Here is an 18,146-nt window from a genome sequence, read left to right as displayed (position 1 = left end):
CACTTCCTTTTATTAAAAAATCACGCCTGCATGTAAAATTACATTGGCATAAGGAGTAGCCTCTCCTGTACGAATAATTGCTTTCGCTTTCTTCGTGTGCTCTTTAAATTGTTCATGCGATACATATTCAAATGCTGGCTCTATTAATTTCAGCTCGATTTCTTTATTTACTTCCGCATTATTGTTAATGACTTCTTCTGCTAACGTTACTTTTTCAATTGCCATATCATCAGCTACCACTTGCAATACGTCTAAAAAGCTAGGTTTTCCAATCTCAACAGCTAAATCAATTCGTTTTACTCCGTCAGGAATTGGTAACCCGCAGTCTGCGATTACAATCGTATCTGTATGTCCAAGTGAAGCCAGGACTGATGCAATCTCACTGTTTAATACACCGTGCTTTTTCATCCGACAATCACCTGTACTTCACGTACTCTATCTCTCGTTGGCATACCGCCCTGTGCTCCAAGTTTCGTTACAGAAAGGCCACCAGCAATATTCGCAAAACGAATTGCTTTTTGAAGTGTTTCTCCTTCAGAAAGCGCAACTGCTAATGCACCATTGAATGTATCACCAGCTCCAGTCGTATCTACTACATCAACAGCGATGCTAGGAACATGTACAATCTCCGTACCATTATGGAAACGAACACCTTTAGAACCTTCTGTCATCAATAGTTTATTTGGATATTTAGCCAGTAAATCTTCAATTGGTGATGTGAAATCATCTAATACGATGCGGCACTCATGTTCATTTGGTGTAATATAAGTTGCCTTTTCTAAAATATCTTCTGATAACACTTGTGCTGGCGCTGGATTTAACATAACTGGAATATTATGCTCCTCACAAATAGCCAATACATATTTTACTGTTTCAAGTGGAATCTCTAGTTGAAGAACAACCATATCTGCTTTTATAAGAAGATCTTTCGAACGATCTACAACCGACTCATTTACAAGAGCATTCGCTCCTTGCACGACAACAATACTGTTATCCTCTTCTGCTAAAACGATATGAGCAATTCCTGTCGCTGCATCTGTAACCGGTACCACATAGTCGATAAAAACGCGTTCGTTCTCTAGATTGCTCCTAACTACAGTTCCATAATTATCGTTTCCTACCGCTCCAACCATCGCTACATTTGCGCCTAATCTAGCTGCAGCAACCGCTTGATTGGCTCCTTTCCCTCCCGGGATTGTATGAAATGCTTCACCAATTACTGTTTCTCCTGCTTTCGGACGCTTTTTTGAAACAGCCACTAAGTCCATTGAAATACTACCTACTACTGCAATATTTGGCATCTGTTTCATCTCCTTACTTCGTTGTATTTCGTTCTATAATTTCAATCGGTAAACGATAGTGTTTCTCTTCTAATACGTTTCCTTCCATCTGCTCTAACAACAGCTCTGTTGCAATTTTCCCCATTTCATAAATTGGCTGTGCAACAGTTGTAATAGATGGATACATCATTTCTGTTAAAGAAATTCCATCGAATCCGATAATTTGTAAATTATCCGGAATAGAAATCCCCTTTTGAAGTGCAGCCTTTACAATACCTATTGCAATTAAATCATTTCCAGCAACAATTCCATCAATATGCGGGTATTCTTCTAATAATTCCACCGCTACACGCTCACTATTAGCTGGATCAAATGTACTCTCTGCAATCATATAAGAAAGATTATTTTGCGTAATAACGTCTACAAAACCTTCAAAACGCTCATTAGCCGTGCTTACGTCACGCGGTCCGCGAATATGCGCAATATGTTTACACCCTTTATCTATTAATAACTTTGTCGCTGCCTGACTCCCTGCATAGTTATCTGCATATACAGTAGGAATACGCTCATTAAACATACGGTCAATTGCAACAACTGGAACAGACAACTTCATGTAATTAACACTATTTTGTGGATTTGTTGCTACAATAAATCCATCCACATTATTTTGCCTAAGTACATCAATATATTGCTTTTCTTTCTCTAAACTCTCATCAGAGTTACAAAGGACAACTGTGTATCCTTGCTTATGCGCTACATCTTCTACGGCACGTGCAACTTCTGGAAAGAATGGATTCACGATATTTGGAACAACTAAGCCAATTAAACGAGATTTTTTATTATATAGTGAACGCGCTACTGTACTAGGTTTATAATCTAGCATCTCAATCGCTCGCTCTACTTTCTTTAATGTATCTTCATGAACATATCCATTTTTATTTAACACTCTGGAAACGGTCGCAACAGATACTCCCGCTAATTTTGCAACGTCTTTAATCGTACTCATTCTCTTTCCACTCCATTTCATGTAACCGTTTACAGAAAATAATATAACGTATTTCTAGAAATACGTCAATCATTTCTCACAAAAAAAGCTTTTAAGGTTATACTCAAAAAAGCACCGCCATAAGGCGATGCTTTTTCATTACGAATATGATACAGTTTGTTCTTTTTCTTCTACAGAAGGCTCTTCAGCGTCTTTTTTACGATCTGATAGTTTAATCTTCTGTAAGAAAATCGTAAAGATAGCACCCACTACAATGAATACTAATCCTGTTAAGAATACAGTATGAAGTGAGTCTACTAAAGAGTTTTTCAAAATTGGTACAATGCTGTTAGCGAATGCTTCTGGCATTTGTTTTAATGCCTCTGGACTAAATAGCATCGAATATAAACCTTGTGGGTCTGTATGAATCATATCTTTAAATTTCGTTACCATTTGTCCCGCTTCTTTCGGGAACGTATCTAATACAGGTACTAATTTATTTGTTAATGTTGTACCTGAAGTGTTATTCATGATTGACCCTAAAATTGTAATACCAAATGTTCCACCGATTTGACGGAAGAACTGACTTGATGATGTTACGACTCCAAGATCTTTTTTCGGGAAACTTTCTTGTAACGCTAATGTTAATGTCGGCATAACAAGACCCATTCCTAAACCGATAATACTCATATAAAAAGTAGCAGTAAGTTTAGTCGTGTGCATATCCATCGTTGTTAATAACCAGAAACCACCAGCCATAATAAGCATGCCTGTAATAATTTGTGGTTTCACACCAACTTTTAATACGAGTTGACCACCGATAATACTCATTACAATCATTGTAATCATCATCGGCGTCATGATTGTTCCTGATTCAGCAGCACTTACTCCTACAATTCCTTGCATGAAGAATGGTACGAACATAATCGCACCGAACATTCCGATACTCATAAAGAAACCAATCGCATTCAGTATTGTAAACGTGCGATTTTTAAAGAAATGCATCGGTAAAATTGGTTCTTCTGCTTTCGTTTCAACGATAACAAAGCTAACAATACCAATTAGAGCTAATGCAAATAAACCGATAATTTGCCAAGAATCCCATGGATAATCTTTTCCGCCAAACGTTAATGCAAGTAATAAACTTACAACACCGAGAATCATCGTAAAGATTCCAGCAATATCAATTTTGATCGGTCCTGTTTGTTTATGTGACTTTAATCCCATTGCAATAAAGATTGTTGCTAAAATACCAACTGGTAAGTTAATGTAGAATACCCATCTCCAGTTCACTGCGTCTACAATCCAACCACCCACTTGTGGTCCAATTACAGAAGCAAGACCGTATAACGCACCAAAAATACCTTGCCATTTCGCACGTTCTTTTCCCGTAAACATATCTCCGATAATAATCATAGCCATTGGCATCATAATACCGCCACCAAGACCTTGAATACCACGGAAAATAATTAATTCCGTCATACCATTTGCCATACCACATAACGCCGAACCAACCATAAAGATAACTAGTCCTGTAATATATACGTTACGACGGCCAAGTAAATCCGCTAATTTACCTGCAATTGGTACAACTGTCGTTGATGTTAACATATAAGCTGTTGTTAACCACGTCATTAAGCTTAATCCGCCTAGTTCACCGACGATACGCGGCATTGCTGTACCAACGATTGTTCCATCTAATGCGGCAAATAGCATCGCGATTATTAAACCGATTAACAGCAACTTTCTATTTATGTTTTCTTGTTGCTCCATGTAATCTCCTCAATTCCTCTTAGTTATTCTCTTTTTTCTCTTGTGTCCCGCAAATAATTGTTTCTAACTTCTCAAAGAGGCGTAACAAATCTTCTCTTTCTTGTAATTCTAAATGTGAGAAATATTTTGCAATATGCTCATTACGAGCGGTCATTGCCTCTTCTACTCTAGCTTTCCCCTTTTTTGTTAACTCAATGATGACAACACGACGGTCATCTTTGTCGTGATAGCGTTCTACAAGCTCTTGGTCAATTAGGCGATCAATCATCACTGTAATTGCACTCGGCTTTACATACATCTTTTTTGCTAATTTTGTCGCTCTTGAAGCACCGTAATGATCCAAAATCTTTAAAATATAAAACTGTGGTGGTGTAAGTCCTGTTGCTTGCATTTGTTCTAATAACTCTGTCTGCATTTTCTTTCCAATCGAAAAGGCAAGAGCTTGAATTTTATCGATATGCGTCATATCATTTGGCATATTATCCACCTCTTATTTAAGCAATAAAATATTTAATGTATTTAAATATTAATACCACGAACAAAATCCGTCAACACTTTTTATTTATAAAAACGTTTACATTTTTGTCACAAAGTTGTATAATTTTCGACGAAGTTAATATTGACAGTCACGGAGAATCGGAGTATACGGCTATGAATCATAAAAAAGGAAACTTTTTTATATTTCATGGCCTTTTTATATTCTCTCTGACTTACAACATTTCGAATTCATTAGGGGAGGATTTTCATTTTATGTTTTTCACACAATTATTTAAACCTGCGCCCCACGCGGAACGCTTACCAGCTGATCGCGTTGATAGCGAATACCGTAAATTACGTTTACAAGTATTCTTAGGTATCTTCATCGGCTATGCAGGTTACTACTTTGTTCGAAAAAACTTTTCACTAGCAATGCCATACTTAATTGAACAAGGCTTTAGTAAAGGGGAACTTGGTGTTATCCTTTCAGCAGTATCTATCGCTTACGGATTAAGTAAATTTCTTATGGGTATCGTATCCGACCGTTGTAATCCTCGCTATTTTTTAGCAGCTGGGCTATTTTTATCAGGTATCATTAATATTATTTTCGGCTCATTTTCTTTCATTACAACGAGCATTATACTTATGTTTGTCCTTCAGTTTTTAAATGGATGGGTACAAGGTATGGGCTGGCCTCCTTGTGGTCGTACGATGGTTCACTGGTTCTCTATTAGTGAACGTGGTACAAAAATGTCTATTTGGAACGTCGCTCATAATGTCGGTGGCGCACTTATGCCTTCTCTTGTAACATTAGGGTTATATTTCTTTGCAAATGACTGGCATAGTATTTTTTACTTCCCAGGTATTCTTTCAATTTTAGTTGGTATTTATGTATTAATTACGATGAGAGATACACCTCAATCTTGTGGATTACCTTCTATTGAAGAACATACTGGAGAATATCCAGCAGATGAAAAAGTAAAAGATCGAGAACGCGAACTTTCAGTAAAAGAAATTTTATTTACATACGTACTAAACAATAAATTTTTATGGTACATCGCTATCGCGAACGTTTTCGTTTATTTCGTACGTTACGGCGTTGTAGACTGGGCTCCTACTTATTTAGTAGAGGAAAAGAGTTTCACTCATAGTAGCTCTCGCACAGCTTATGCTCTATACGAATGGGCTGGTATTCCAGGTACACTTCTTTGCGGATGGATGAGTGATAAACTGTTTAAAGGACGCCGCGCACCTGCTGGTATTTTATTTATGGTTGGTGTATTTATCGCCGTTCTTGTTTACTGGCTAAATCCTCCTGGTAATCCAATGGTTGATAGTATCGCACTTGTCGCAATTGGATTTTTAATTTATGGACCTGTTATGTTAATCGGCCTACACGCACTAGACTTAGCACCAAAAAAAGCTGCTGGAACTGCAGCTGGTTTAACTGGATTCTTCGGTTACCTAGGTGGAGCTACTTTTGCTAGCGCAGCTATGGGCTTTATCGTCGATGCATTCGGATGGGATGGCGGATTCATCTTATTACTTGTATCTTGTGTACTTGCAATGTTCTTCCTTGCTCTTACTTTAAAGACAGGATCTGCAAAAACAAAACAAGCTTAAGTACGAATATTATTCTTATCAAAAAAAGAGAGACTGTTCTTTCCAGAACATCTCTCTTTTTTCTACATATAATACTTTTTTCTTACAAAAGATTTATTTCCCTCTCACATATATGTTAGCGTTTTCAAATCGCTTCAACTACTAATACAACTGCATTCAATTTTTGTATAAAAAGATTTTTGAATATTTTCTCAACTTATGCTTGTCAAACATTGTCAATTTATATTAAAATAACAACAACATACAAAATATTTAGTCTTTTCAGAAAAGATGGAGGGATAGCCATGAAGAATCCACTTCTTCGCATTGAAAACTTACAGACTTCCTTTCGCATACAAGATCACTATCATGCCGCAGTTGATGATGTTTCGTTAACTGTCCATGAAAATGAGATTGTCGCGATAGTTGGTGAATCAGGTTGCGGAAAAAGTGCACTTGCCCTTTCTATTATGCGACTGCATAATGAAGCAAATACAAAATTACAAGGGCAGCTTAACTATAGAGATAAGGATCTACTAACTATGTCAGCCGCAGAGATGAATAAAGTACGCGGATCAAACATCGGTATGATTTTCCAAGAACCTCTTACAGCACTCGATCCTCTGATGACAGTTGGAAAACAAATCGAAGAAAACTTAGACTACCACACAAGCCTTTCTAAAGTTGAAAAAAAAGAACGCACCTTAGAACTACTTCATCAAGTTGGTATTCCAAAACCAGAACTTACATATAAACAATACCCACACGAATTATCTGGCGGAATGAGACAAAGAATTGTTATCGCAATTGCAATTGCTTGTAACCCAGCACTCATTATTGCGGATGAGCCAACAACGGCTCTTGACGTAACCATCCAAGCACAAATTTTAGACTTACTAAAATCTATTCAAGAACAAACGAAAATGGGCATCATTTTAATTACTCATGATTTAAGTGTTGTCGCAGAAACAGCCGATCGTATCGTCGTTATGTACGCTGGACAAGTTGTAGAGACAGGAAAAGTTGAAGAGATTTTTAACAACCCTCTTCACCCATATACTCGTTCTCTATTAAACTCCATTCCATCTGCGTATGGTGAAAAAGAAAAATTGCATGTAATTCAAGGGGTGGTTCCTTCGTTAGCGAAGCTTCCTCGCAAAGGTTGTCGCTTCCAAGCTCGAATTCCATGGATTAGACCTGATCAACACGAGGAAAATCCAATTTTACATGAAGTAAAACCAGACCATTGGGTACGTTGTACTTGCTACAAGCATTTCAACTTCCAAGATAAGAAAGGAGATGACGTAGCTCATGGCACTGCTTAAAGTAGAAGATTTAAAAGTACATTTTCCAATTAAAGGTGGTTTCTTCGGCCGCACATTAGATTACGTGCGTGCTGTCGATGGTGTAAGTTTTGAATTACAACCGGGTGAAACATACGGGATCGTTGGTGAATCAGGAAGTGGCAAATCAACAACGGGTAAAGCAATTATGCATTTAACGAAAGCAACAGAGGGTAGCATTCATTTTAATAATAGAGATTTAACAAAATTAAGTCGCTCTGAGCTACGTGAACAACGAAAAGATATTCAAATGATTTTCCAAGATCCATATTCATCATTAAATCCGAAGAAACGTTTCTCGACATTATTGCTGAGCCTCTTCGAAATTTCGAGAAGCTCTCACCTGATGAAGAACGTAGAGCAGTTCAAGAATATCTTGATAAAGTTGGTCTAAATCCAGAGTCAATTTATAAATATCCACATGAATTTTCCGGTGGGCAAAGGCAGCGGATTGGTATTGCACGCGCTCTGACGTTAAAACCGAAGCTTATTATCGCTGATGAACCTGTATCAGCACTAGATGTTTCTGTACAAGCTCAGGTTTTAAATTTTTTACAAGATTTACAATCTGAACTTGGACTAACGTACTTATTTATCAGTCATGATTTAGGTGTCATTCGTCATATGTGTGACCGTATCGGTGTTATGTATCGCGGGCGCATTGTGGAAGAAGCAACTAGTGCTGAAATTTATAACAATCCACAGCATATTTATACGAAGCGCCTAATATCAGCAATTCCTGATATTCGTCCTGAAAACAGAGAGAGACAACGTAATCTCCGTCAACAAGTAAGCTCTGAATACGAGAAATCATACGAAAATTATTTCAATGAAAACGGTCGTGCTTATGACTTAAAAGCAATCTCGCCAACGCACCGGGTGGCATTACCATAAGGGAGTGATAAAACATGTGGAAGTTTATATTACGGAGATTTTTAGTGATGATCCCGCAATTATTCGTGTTAAGTGTACTTGTCTTTTTACTAGCTAAAGCAATGCCAGGTGATGCCTTAACTGGCAGAGCAATCAATCCAAAAGCGGATCCAAAAGTGATTGAAGAACAACGTGAAAAGCTTGGATTAAATGACCCAGTTCCAACACAATATGTTCGCTGGATTAAAAATGCCGTCCAAGGTGACTTCGGTATTTCCTATGCACATAAAATGAAAGTAACCGATCTAATTGGAGAACGACTTGGAAATACAGTATCTTTAGCACTTGTCATTCTTATTCTTACTTATTTAATTGCCATACCACTAGGCGTTATAAGTGGGCGGTGGAATGATACATGGGCTGATCGACTTATTACCATTTACAACTATCTAGGATTTGCTACACCACTATTTATATTTGCATTAATTATGCTCTTCCTATTCGGATTTAAGTTTGCAATATTCCCAACCGGTGGTAGCGTAGATCCTCAAGTTGCAACAGGTACATTTGCTTACTATTTAAGCAAATTGAATCACCTTCTATTACCAGCTCTATCCGGCGCATTAATTGCAACAGTTGGTACAGTTCAATATTTACGAAGCGAAATTATCGATACGAAACATAAAGATTTTGTTCGTACAGTAAGAGCAAAAGGGGTTCCAGAATCAAAAATCTATTCTAGACATATTTTACGAAATTCATTCTTACCAATTGCAGCCTTCTTAGGCTATGAAATTACAGGATTAGTTGGCGGTGCCATCTTTTTAGAAAGTATTTTTAGCTATCCAGGAATTGGACAACTATTTATACAATCCATCTCTCAACGCGATTTTAGTGTAATAACTGCACTCGTTATGTTTACTGGATTTGCAACGTTACTTGGAACTCTCCTTTCAGATATTATTCTAAGCATCGTCGATCCACGTATTCGTATTGATTAAAGAAAGGAGCAGACGTTATGTTAGCAAACCCTGAAAAACAAACTGAAGTTGTTCATTACGAAAAAAGCCCTTCTGGTTTCTCTATTATGTGGCGAGAACTTCGTAAAGATAAATTAGCAATGTTTTCACTTGTTTTCCTAGCAATCTTATTACTAGCAGTCTACGCAACATCTTTTATTATGAAACAAGAAGATATTGTACGAGTTGATTTATTCGCTATTTATGCTCCTCCCTCTGCTGAACATTGGTTAGGAACAGATTACGGAGGACGCGATATTTTCGGCCAACTTATTATTGGTACACGTAACTCATTTACAATTGGATTAGCAATTACTATTCTTTCTTGTTTAATTGGCCTTTCGATTGGATTAATTGCCGGTTATTTTGGAGGAGCTATTGATAATATCATTATGCGCATTATCGACTTTGTTATGGTTTTACCATTTTTAATGCTTGTAATTGTATTTATTACACTTGTTCCTACATTCAATATCTTTACTTTCATTTTAATTATGAGCGTGTTCTTATGGACAGGAAAGGCAAGATTAATTCGCTCAAAAGTATTAACTGAAAAAGAACTAGATTATGTCTCTGCATCTAAAACTTTAGGAACACCAAACTGGAAAATCATCCTTTTCCAAGTACTACCTAACTTAAGTTCCATTATCATTGTTAGTATTACATTAAACCTTGCTGGAAACATCGGTATTGAATCTGGTCTAACTTTCTTAGGATTTGGCCTACCAGAAAGTACACCAAGCCTTGGTACACTTGTTAGTTATGCTAGAAATCCAGATGTATTACAAGAGAAATGGTGGATTTGGTTACCCGCATCAGTCATGATTTTAACATTGATGCTGTGTATAAATTTTATTGGTCAAGCGCTACGCCGTTCGGCTGACGCAAGACAAAGAAAAGGATAAGGGGTGGAAGAAATGACAAATAAGCCAAAGTTTTTCAAAGTATTAAGTACACTTGCGGTTTCAACATTACTACTTTCAGCATGTGGGGGCAGTGGTGGTAGTGAAAAAACGAGCAGCACAAAAAAAGTAGATACAAATAAATTTAGTGCATCTGTTAAAAATGATAAAAAGGAAATTAAAGATGGTTCATTAACATATGGTCTTGTTTCTAACACACCATTTGAAGGACTTTTGAACTTCGCTGTATATGAAGGAGATCCTGATAACCAAGTCATTACCATTTTCGATGAATCTTTATTATCAAATGACGAAAACTGGGAATACACGAATGATGGTGCTGCTACATATGAAATTTCTAAAGATAAAAAGACAATTACACTGAAAATTAAAGATAATGTAAAATGGCATGATGGAAATCCTGTTACTGCAGAGGATTTAGAATATTCTTATCTTGTAATTGGTAGCAAACAATATGCCGGTTCTCGCTATGACACTCAAATGCAAATGATTGAAGGTATGGAAGATTACCACAATGGAAAAGCTGACAAAATTTCAGGTATAAAAGTAACGGATCCAAAAACAATTTCGATTACATATAAAGAGCCGAATCCTTCAGTGAAAACTGGGCTTTGGGCATACCCTCTTCATAAGAAATATTTAGGAGATGTACCAATCGATAAATTAGCAGAATCTGATAAAATCCGTAAAAACCCAATTGGTTTCGGACCTTTTAAAGTGAAAAAAATTACTCCTGGAGAATCCGTTGAATTCGAACGTTTTGATGACTATTATGGCGGAAAACCAAAGCTGAAAAGCATGGTTTTAAAAGTTGTTAACCCTTCCGTTGTTAACGCGTCCTTAAAAAATGGCGATATTGACATTGCTGAAGTAAGTGCCGATCAGTATCCAAATGTAAGTAAATTAAAAAATGCACAATTAGTCGGTAAAACCGATTTATACTATAGTTATATCGGCTTTAAATTAGGCCATATGGATAAAGAAAAAGAAGAAGTAGTGATGGATAAAGAGAAATTTAAAGATGTTCGTGTACGTCAGGCGATGGCGTATGCTATTGATCGAAAAGAAATTGGTGAAAAATTATATCACGGCCTACGTTATCCGGCTAACTCACCAATCCCACCATCTCTACCAAAATATCATAACAATAAAATTGGTGCCTATGATAAAGATGTAGAGAAAGCTAAAAAGTTATTAGATGAAGCTGGCTATAAAGATACGAACGGGGATGGATTCCGCGAAGATCCGAATGGTAAAGAATTTAAAGCTAATTTCTTATCAATGAGTGGTAGCGATGTAAGTGAACCACTTGCAAAATTCTTTATTCAATCTTGGAAAGACATCGGTCTAAAAGTTGAGCTTCTTGATGGTCGCTTGCATGAATTCAACTCATTCTACGATATGATTAAAAAAGATGATCCAAAAGTTGATCTTTTCGCGGCAGCTTGGGGAACTGCATCTGATCCAGACCCTTCTGGTATTTGGGCTAAAGACGCATCGTTCAATTACACACGTTGGGCTACTGACAAAAACACAGAATTATTAAAACAAGGTATTTCTCCAAAAGCTGCTGATGAAAAGTACCGTAAAGATGTATACGATAAATGGCAAAAATTAGTTCATGATGAAGTGCCATTAATTCCACTTCATTATAAATTTGACTTAAAAGGTGTAAATAATCGCGTAAAAGATTATAAATATACACCAGTGGATCAATATAAATGGGGTAACGTTAGCGTAACAAGTGATAAAGCCGAAACAGAGAAATAAGAAAATAGCTCCTGGCGCTGAGATACATACCAGGAGCTATTTTTTATTTATAGTCCTTCTCTTGCTATTAATAACAACCAATTCCTTCCCTACTCTAAAATTAAAAGATTTGATGAACCATCTTTATTAAAATAGCTAACGTAACAGATGCAGCAAATCCTCCTAAACAAATTAAGCTTACCCCTTGACTATATGATAAATGTTGCAATGATTTCATTACTTCCATCCTCCCTATCTCCCCTTTGATACTCTTATTTTACCAATGGGAAAAATTTCATAACATCGATTTTTCTGACAACAAACTTACAAATTTGTAAGTTAACGATTTCCCTTTAAACTTATATATCTAGTATGTCCGCACTCTCCCTCTTTATACGCAAAAAAAGACCTCGAATTATATCAAGGTCTTGCTTACACTACAAAATATCTCATTCAATTTACTTTATAATCATCACCGGGCATTTTACACGCTTTGCTATTTTATGGCTTACACTACCAAGCACCATTTCTTGTAATGTATTTAACCCTCTACTGCCAGCGATAACAAGATCTATATCCCCTGTATTCACATATTGAACGAGCGTATCTCCTGGATCGCCATGTAATATCGTAATTTTGTAGGAAATGTTCTCTTTCTTTAATAAACTTTCAATCTCTTTTAATTTATCTTTTCGACTAGCCGATATTGTTTCTAAATCTGTTTGACCTTGTATAATATCTGATTTTGCCGTTCTATTATCTACTACGTACACAACTTCAACATTTGTTTCTTCGCTACATTTCGCAATATATGTTGCATGTTCCGCTGCTCGAAGTGCATGTTCAGAACCGTCACATGCTAATATAATTTGTTTGTACATATGCTGAATCCCCTTTTCGTTATCCTACCCGTATTATATAATAAAGCCCCCTAAAAAGGAGGCTTCTAACTAGCAATTCTTTTACTATAAGTAGCTAAATTTGAAATAATCTTCGAGCTTCGTTCATTTAATCCCGTTATACTTACTTTCACGCCACTTTGTTCATACTTCATGATAACTTTATCAATTGCGGCTACTGCGGAATCATCCCATATATGCGCATAAGTAAAGTTCAACTCAATTTCTTTTACATCTTCATTGAATAAAAAATTATTTATAAAGTCTGCTGTAGATGCAAAGAAAAGTTGACCGTGAATTTCGTATATTTTCTTATTTTCAATATATAAATGTTTCACGTGAATCTTTGCCATATTGAATGCAAATAAAACCGCACTAATTACTGTTCCGATAATTACACCTAATGCTAAATTATGTGTAATTAAGACAATTACAACTGTTACGATCATAACAAATGCGTTTCCTTTTGGTACTTTATGAATCGTTGTTACAGAGTTCCAATCAAATGTTCCAATTGAAACCATAATCATAACTGCAACTAAAGCTGCCATCGGAATATGAACGACATAATCACCTAAAACAAATAGTAATACGATTAAAAACCCGCCTGCTACAAATGTCGATAAACGACCGCGTCCACCTGATTTAATATTAATAACAGATTGTCCAATCATTGCACAGCCTGCCATTCCTCCGAAGAAACCAGCGACAATGTTTGCAATACCTTGTCCACGTGCTTCTTTATGTTTATTACTTTCCGTATGCGTCATATCATCTAAAACTGAAGCTGTTAATAATGACTCTAGTAAACCGATAATTGCAAGCATAACTGCGTACGGTAAAATGATCCCTAATGTCTCAAGTGTAAAAGGCACGTCAGGAATGTTAAAGAACGGTAATTCTTTCGGTAAACTTCCCATATCCCCGACTGTTTTTAACTGTAATCCGCTCATAAGAGCAATACTTGTCACAATAATAATAGAAATAAGTGTAGACGGTACAGCCGTCGTAATACGTGGAAATACATATATAATTGCAAGTCCTAATGCGACAAGTGCATACATTTGCCAAGTTGCATTTTTAAAATGTGGCAATTGCGCTGTAAAAACTAAAATTCCAAGTGAATTTAAAAACCCACTCATAACAGATTTAGGTACAAACTTCATAAATGAGCTAAGTTTGAACACGCCAAAAATAATTTGGACAATACCGGTTAATATTGTTGTAGCAAATAAATACTGCAAACCATGATCTTTAACAAGCGTCACCATTAATAATGCCATTGCACCTGTTGCAGCTGAAATCATCCCAGTTCTTCCGCCAACAAATGAAATGGTAACTGCAATACAAAAGGCTGCGTATAACCCAACGGTCGGATCCACGCCTGCAATAACTGAGAAAGCAATCGCTTCAGGAATTAACGCTAAAGCAACGACAATTCCTGATAGCACATCCCCTTTCACGTTGGAGAACCAGTCATTTTTTATCGTTTGAAACAAAATACCACTCCTCTACTCTTTTATCCCGCATTAACAGGCAGTAAGACCCCCACCTCAAAATTCAGCGGAAGCAAAGAAGTTAGGTGGGGATCAACTGCCCATAAAAGCCCGATTGCACGAAGGCTATTATATAACGAGTAGAGAGATTTTTGCTATGTAAAAGTTTCCTACAGAAAAAGACGCTACCTTAGTAGCGCCTTTGCTCATTTTATTAATGTCCACCGTGACCTTGACCACTTTCTTGCACAATCTCTAACCTCTCATCCAGTATACCTTGTGTTTCAAATGAAATATCACTCGTACTTCCTAATAAGAAGCCGTGGTTATACGGTCCAAGCGTTGGGTCATCTTTAAACTTCGGTTGAATACTAGCAAGGAATTCATACACTGGTTGTGAAGCTTTCCCTTCTTCTAACAATACAACAGGTGCGTGTTTACCCATATGTGAAAATGGTGCTCCTGCAACTGCTAAATCTGGTGTTTTGCTTGAAACAAATGATAAACCGTGACCTGGTTTTGTGAACCCCCAGCCAAATTTCGTTTTTTCATCTTTAAACTTCGCAAATGCAACCGAATTTTCTGTTGGAGTCTCCCCACTAATACGTGTTACTCTCCCGTATTTGCTTAACTCTTTTTCTACTGCTTTTGAAATGATTTTTTCTGGTCCTAATACATATATATTCGCTTTATCTTTTCTCATTTTTAATGCCTCTATCGTCGCTTCTGGGACCTTATCTTTTTCTGTATATAAAAGCGGTTCTGGCATATGAGAGATCCAGTTTACAGCTGGTGTTGTGTATAAACGCCCTTCTTCTTCAGACGAACCGATAATAACACTATTTGGATAACTTCCTGTTATATCGGCATATTCTTTATCCACATCTTTAGCAAATATAGCTGGATCCGTTTCTTTTATTTGCTTTACTTTATATTCTTTTAATTGCTCAAGGATAGATGCACTTACATCCCCCATCACCATAATTTGTGTTCTATCTTTCGTTCCGAGCGGATTTAATCTTTGTATTTCTTTTAACGTCACTTCGGGTACCTTTTCTTTTTCTATAAATAAAATCGGCCCGTTATTCGGATGGTGAATAAGATCCGCACTCGCAATACCTAATTGCCACTCGTTTACTGGTACTAAAATAATAGCGCCTGGCTGATTCTCTTTATGCGTTGCTGGCCATATCGTTTGCGAAGTTAATACTGCCATTTGCAGAGGATCGTTTGTGTTTAATCTCGTTACATTTTTTAAACTTGTCGTTAATAAATCATTCGATGCACCTTCGTTCATTTCTTTCGGCGCAGTTACCTCCTGATTCATTTTCATTTCCTTTTGCTCTGTTTTTTTCTCTTCTTTAGATTCATGATTTTTATGATCCGTATTTGTTTGTCCACATGCAGCAAGACCAACTGCTGTAATTATTGTTATCCCAAAAATTCGGGTCATCTGTTTCACTATACCGCCTCCGTATGAATCATTTTTGAGCCAATATGATTACCTAAAATGAAATTTCAACTTTACAATAACAAGCAATTCTGAAGAAATTATGCAGATGCATGATAATCTGCACCATTTCTTCATGATTTTGACTTACAATTTAATTAATAACTACAAATGCGGAGGTACTCTATGGTCGATATACTACTCGTAGATGATGAGCCGAGAATGCTTGAATTATTAACACTTTATCTTACTCCAATCGGATATAACTGCGTATGTGCAGTGTCCGGGGAAGAAGCTATTTCACATATAGAAAATCGAAACTTCAAATTTGTTTTACTCGATATTATGATGCCAAAGTTGGATGGGTGGGAAACGTGCAAAAGAATTCGATCCTTTAGTAACGTTCCTATCATTATGGTAACGGCTCGTGATCAAACGGTAGATGTTATCCAAGGGTTAAAACTTGGAGCGGATGATTATGTAACGAAACCTTTCCATGAAGAAGAGCTTTTCGCAAGAATTGAAGCTGTTTTAAGGCGAACGAATCAACACGCGCAAATCCAATATCACGGCATTTTATGGGATGAGGCAAAGCATTTCGTTTCTGTCTATAATGAAGAACTTCTTCTCACTCCAATCGAATTCTCTTTACTCGGATTATTTTTACGTCATGTGAACTACGTGTTAAGCCGCGATCAGCTCATTGAACGAATTTGGGGATTAAATACAAATACAGAAGATAGGACAGTCGATTCACATATTCGTAATTTGCGTGATAAATTACGAAAAGTAAATTTTCCTATTGATCACCATTTAAAAACTGTTTACGGAGTCGGCTATCGATGGGTTGATACTCTAGAGTAAGGAGCAAAACGATGAAGCGAATATCTATTCAACTCGGATTTTATTTTTTAATTGTTACACTTTTAATCGAAAGTGTTCTATTTGTCTTGCTTTATTATAGCCTTGTCAACAATAGAGTAAATGAAGAAATGACAGCTTTATTAAAGCGCGGAAATAGTCACCGAGATGTCCTTGAAAAGTATTTTGATAAGCAAACAATCTCCCATGTTGCCCTAATGGAATCCGAAGCCGAAACCACGGTTGTTATTACAAATGCAAATAAAGAAGTACTGGCTAAATCCAACGAAATAAATACTACGATAAAAAAGCATATTGAAAAAATGCAAACACGGACAGATCATGACGGAGCAATTATAGAGAATCATTGGAAAACATCTAATTATATATGTACAGTTAGTCCAATTATAGTCGCAGGAAAAACGGAAGGCTACGTATATATGTTTCTCGGAACAGAATCAATCGAGGACATGGTTAACGGGCTAACAAGACAATTCATTATTGCCGGAGTCATTACGTTTCTATTAACAGCCATCACTATCTTTCTATTATCACGGTTGTTAACAAAACCATTGTTACACATGAAACATGCCACTGAAAAAATGAGTAAAGGCGATTTATCCGTTTCGTTAACGACTACTCGAAATGACGAAATTGGTGAACTAACATCATCTATTCAAACGCTTGCTAATGATTTACATTATATGAAAACAGAGCGAAGTGAATTTCTAGCAAGTGTTGCTCATGAATTACGAACACCGTTAACATACGTAAGAGGTTATGCTGACATTGCTTTAAAGGAAAACACATCTCCTGAGCAACGTTTGCGATATTTATCTATTATAAAAGATGAGTCTGATTATATTACGAACTTAGTTCAAGATTTATTTTCACTTGCACAAATGGAACAACATAACTTTTCTATTCAAGTAAAGGAAGTACATTTACACACCTTCCTTACTCGCATAGCCGAAAAAGTAAACGCCATGTATAAAGAAAGATACATTACAGTTTCTTTTTCTTGTCCTCCTACACTGGTAGTAAACTTAGATAAACAGCGATTTGAACAAGTTATAATAAACATTTTAAATAACGCTTATAGACATTCAAAAGAACATTCTCATATAAATATTTCTGTTACAGAAGAACATAAAAGTATCTCCATTACAATTGAAGATGAAGGCGAAGGTATTCCGCCTGAAGACCTCCCTCACATTTTCGACCGTTTTTATCGAGTTGATAAAGCAAGATCACGAGCTACAGGCGGAACTGGTTTAGGACTATCTATCGTGAAAGAAATTGTAGAACTACACGGCGGGGATATTACTGTAACGAGCGAAGTCAATCATGGGTCTTGCTTTATCATTTCATTACCATCTATAAAGAAACACGACTACTGATGGTAGTCGTGTTTCT

Annotated in this window: 17 protein-coding genes and 1 pseudogene; 9 read left to right on the top strand and 9 right to left on the bottom strand. The window is 36.6% G+C overall.

All coding sequences use genetic code 11. The annotated features are described in order from the left end of the window. Positions 1–12: 12 nt before the first annotated feature. From rbsD to J0835_RS03420, 5 genes are all read right to left on the bottom strand, one after another. Positions 13–408 carry a D-ribose pyranase gene (gene rbsD, locus J0835_RS03440; RefSeq protein WP_000716160.1) on the bottom strand — a complete coding sequence of 132 codons (396 nt, stop codon included), beginning with the start codon at positions 406–408 and terminating at the stop codon, positions 13–15. Then, positions 405–1,301, bottom strand: coding sequence for a ribokinase (gene rbsK / locus J0835_RS03435; RefSeq protein WP_087979442.1), 897 nt, complete (start codon positions 1,299–1,301; stop codon positions 405–407). Before rbsK ends, rbsD begins: the two co-directional genes overlap by 4 nt. 13 nt (positions 1,302–1,314) lie before the next feature. Then, positions 1,315–2,286, bottom strand: a complete 972-nt coding sequence (gene rbsR / locus J0835_RS03430; RefSeq protein ID WP_000104028.1) for a ribose operon transcriptional repressor RbsR — start codon at positions 2,284–2,286, stop codon at positions 1,315–1,317. Positions 2,287–2,424: 138 nt separating this feature from the next. Next, positions 2,425–4,038, bottom strand: a complete 1,614-nt coding sequence (locus tag J0835_RS03425; RefSeq protein ID WP_076542415.1) for an MDR family MFS transporter — start codon at positions 4,036–4,038, stop codon at positions 2,425–2,427. Between the two features lie 19 nt (positions 4,039–4,057). After that, entirely contained in the window at positions 4,058–4,516 is a 459-nt protein-coding gene (locus J0835_RS03420) for a MarR family winged helix-turn-helix transcriptional regulator (protein ID WP_001132358.1), read from the bottom strand. Positions 4,517–4,788: 272 nt separating this feature from the next. Here J0835_RS03420 and glpT point away from each other — a divergent pair, with 272 nt between their 5' ends. The 7 genes and pseudogenes from glpT to opp4A all read left to right on the top strand — a co-directional run bounded on the left by glpT (position 4,789) and on the right by opp4A (position 12,045). Further along, positions 4,789–6,138 (top strand): glycerol-3-phosphate transporter, encoded by a 1,350-nt coding sequence (gene glpT, locus J0835_RS03415; protein ID WP_087979441.1) that lies wholly within the window; start codon positions 4,789–4,791, stop codon positions 6,136–6,138. Between the two features lie 284 nt (positions 6,139–6,422). Next, positions 6,423–7,442 (top strand): ABC transporter ATP-binding protein, encoded by a 1,020-nt coding sequence (locus J0835_RS03410; RefSeq protein ID WP_048562904.1) that lies wholly within the window; start codon positions 6,423–6,425, stop codon positions 7,440–7,442. Further along, positions 7,429–7,910 (top strand): annotated as a pseudogene (locus J0835_RS29160) (ATP-binding cassette domain-containing protein); the annotation flags it as partial. The gene J0835_RS03410 and the pseudogene J0835_RS29160, both read left to right, overlap by 14 nt. A 174-nt stretch (positions 7,911–8,084) precedes the next feature. Further along, positions 8,085–8,354 carry an ABC transporter ATP-binding protein gene (locus J0835_RS29155; RefSeq protein ID WP_442893515.1) on the top strand — a complete coding sequence of 90 codons (270 nt, stop codon included), beginning with the start codon at positions 8,085–8,087 and terminating at the stop codon, positions 8,352–8,354. Positions 8,355–8,368: 14 nt separating this feature from the next. Then, complete coding sequence (gene opp4B, locus J0835_RS03400; protein ID WP_333728056.1) at positions 8,369–9,334, top strand: oligopeptide ABC transporter permease; 966 nt, start codon at positions 8,369–8,371, stop codon at positions 9,332–9,334. 17 nt (positions 9,335–9,351) lie between these two features. Next, positions 9,352–10,257, top strand: a complete 906-nt coding sequence (locus tag J0835_RS03395; protein WP_087979438.1) for an ABC transporter permease — start codon at positions 9,352–9,354, stop codon at positions 10,255–10,257. Positions 10,258–10,269: 12 nt separating this feature from the next. Further along, a complete protein-coding gene (gene opp4A / locus J0835_RS03390; RefSeq protein ID WP_087979437.1) occupies positions 10,270–12,045 on the top strand; it encodes an oligopeptide ABC transporter substrate-binding protein in 1,776 nt (591 codons plus the stop codon). 100 nt (positions 12,046–12,145) lie between these two features. Here opp4A and J0835_RS03385 read toward each other — a convergent pair whose 3' ends face one another. From J0835_RS03385 to J0835_RS03370, 4 genes are all read right to left on the bottom strand, one after another. Then, positions 12,146–12,271 carry a DUF4027 family protein gene (locus J0835_RS03385; protein WP_087979436.1) on the bottom strand — a complete coding sequence of 42 codons (126 nt, stop codon included), beginning with the start codon at positions 12,269–12,271 and terminating at the stop codon, positions 12,146–12,148. 211 nt (positions 12,272–12,482) lie between these two features. Continuing rightward, entirely contained in the window at positions 12,483–12,905 is a 423-nt protein-coding gene (locus J0835_RS03380; protein ID WP_048567094.1) for a universal stress protein, read from the bottom strand. Between the two features lie 65 nt (positions 12,906–12,970). Beyond that, a complete protein-coding gene (locus J0835_RS03375; RefSeq protein WP_087979435.1) occupies positions 12,971–14,422 on the bottom strand; it encodes a SulP family inorganic anion transporter in 1,452 nt (483 codons plus the stop codon). A gap of 211 nt (positions 14,423–14,633) precedes the next feature. Beyond that, positions 14,634–15,881 (bottom strand): cell wall-binding repeat-containing protein, encoded by a 1,248-nt coding sequence (locus J0835_RS03370; RefSeq protein ID WP_087979434.1) that lies wholly within the window; start codon positions 15,879–15,881, stop codon positions 14,634–14,636. Positions 15,882–16,055: 174 nt separating this feature from the next. On the opposite strand from J0835_RS03370, the gene J0835_RS03365 reads away from it, so the two are divergent. Continuing rightward, positions 16,056–16,733 carry a response regulator transcription factor gene (locus J0835_RS03365; protein ID WP_087979433.1) on the top strand — a complete coding sequence of 226 codons (678 nt, stop codon included), beginning with the start codon at positions 16,056–16,058 and terminating at the stop codon, positions 16,731–16,733. Between the two features lie 11 nt (positions 16,734–16,744). Further along, positions 16,745–18,130 carry a sensor histidine kinase gene (locus J0835_RS03360; RefSeq protein WP_087979432.1) on the top strand — a complete coding sequence of 462 codons (1,386 nt, stop codon included), beginning with the start codon at positions 16,745–16,747 and terminating at the stop codon, positions 18,128–18,130. Positions 18,131–18,146: the final 16 nt, after the last annotated feature.

The sequence above is a fragment of the Bacillus cereus group sp. Sample62 genome (genome assembly GCF_036851315.1).
GTDB lineage: Bacteria > Bacillota > Bacilli > Bacillales > Bacillaceae_G > Bacillus_A > Bacillus_A wiedmannii.
Note: the sequence above shows the minus strand (reverse complement) of the source record. Positions and strands in the feature narration are given on the sequence as shown.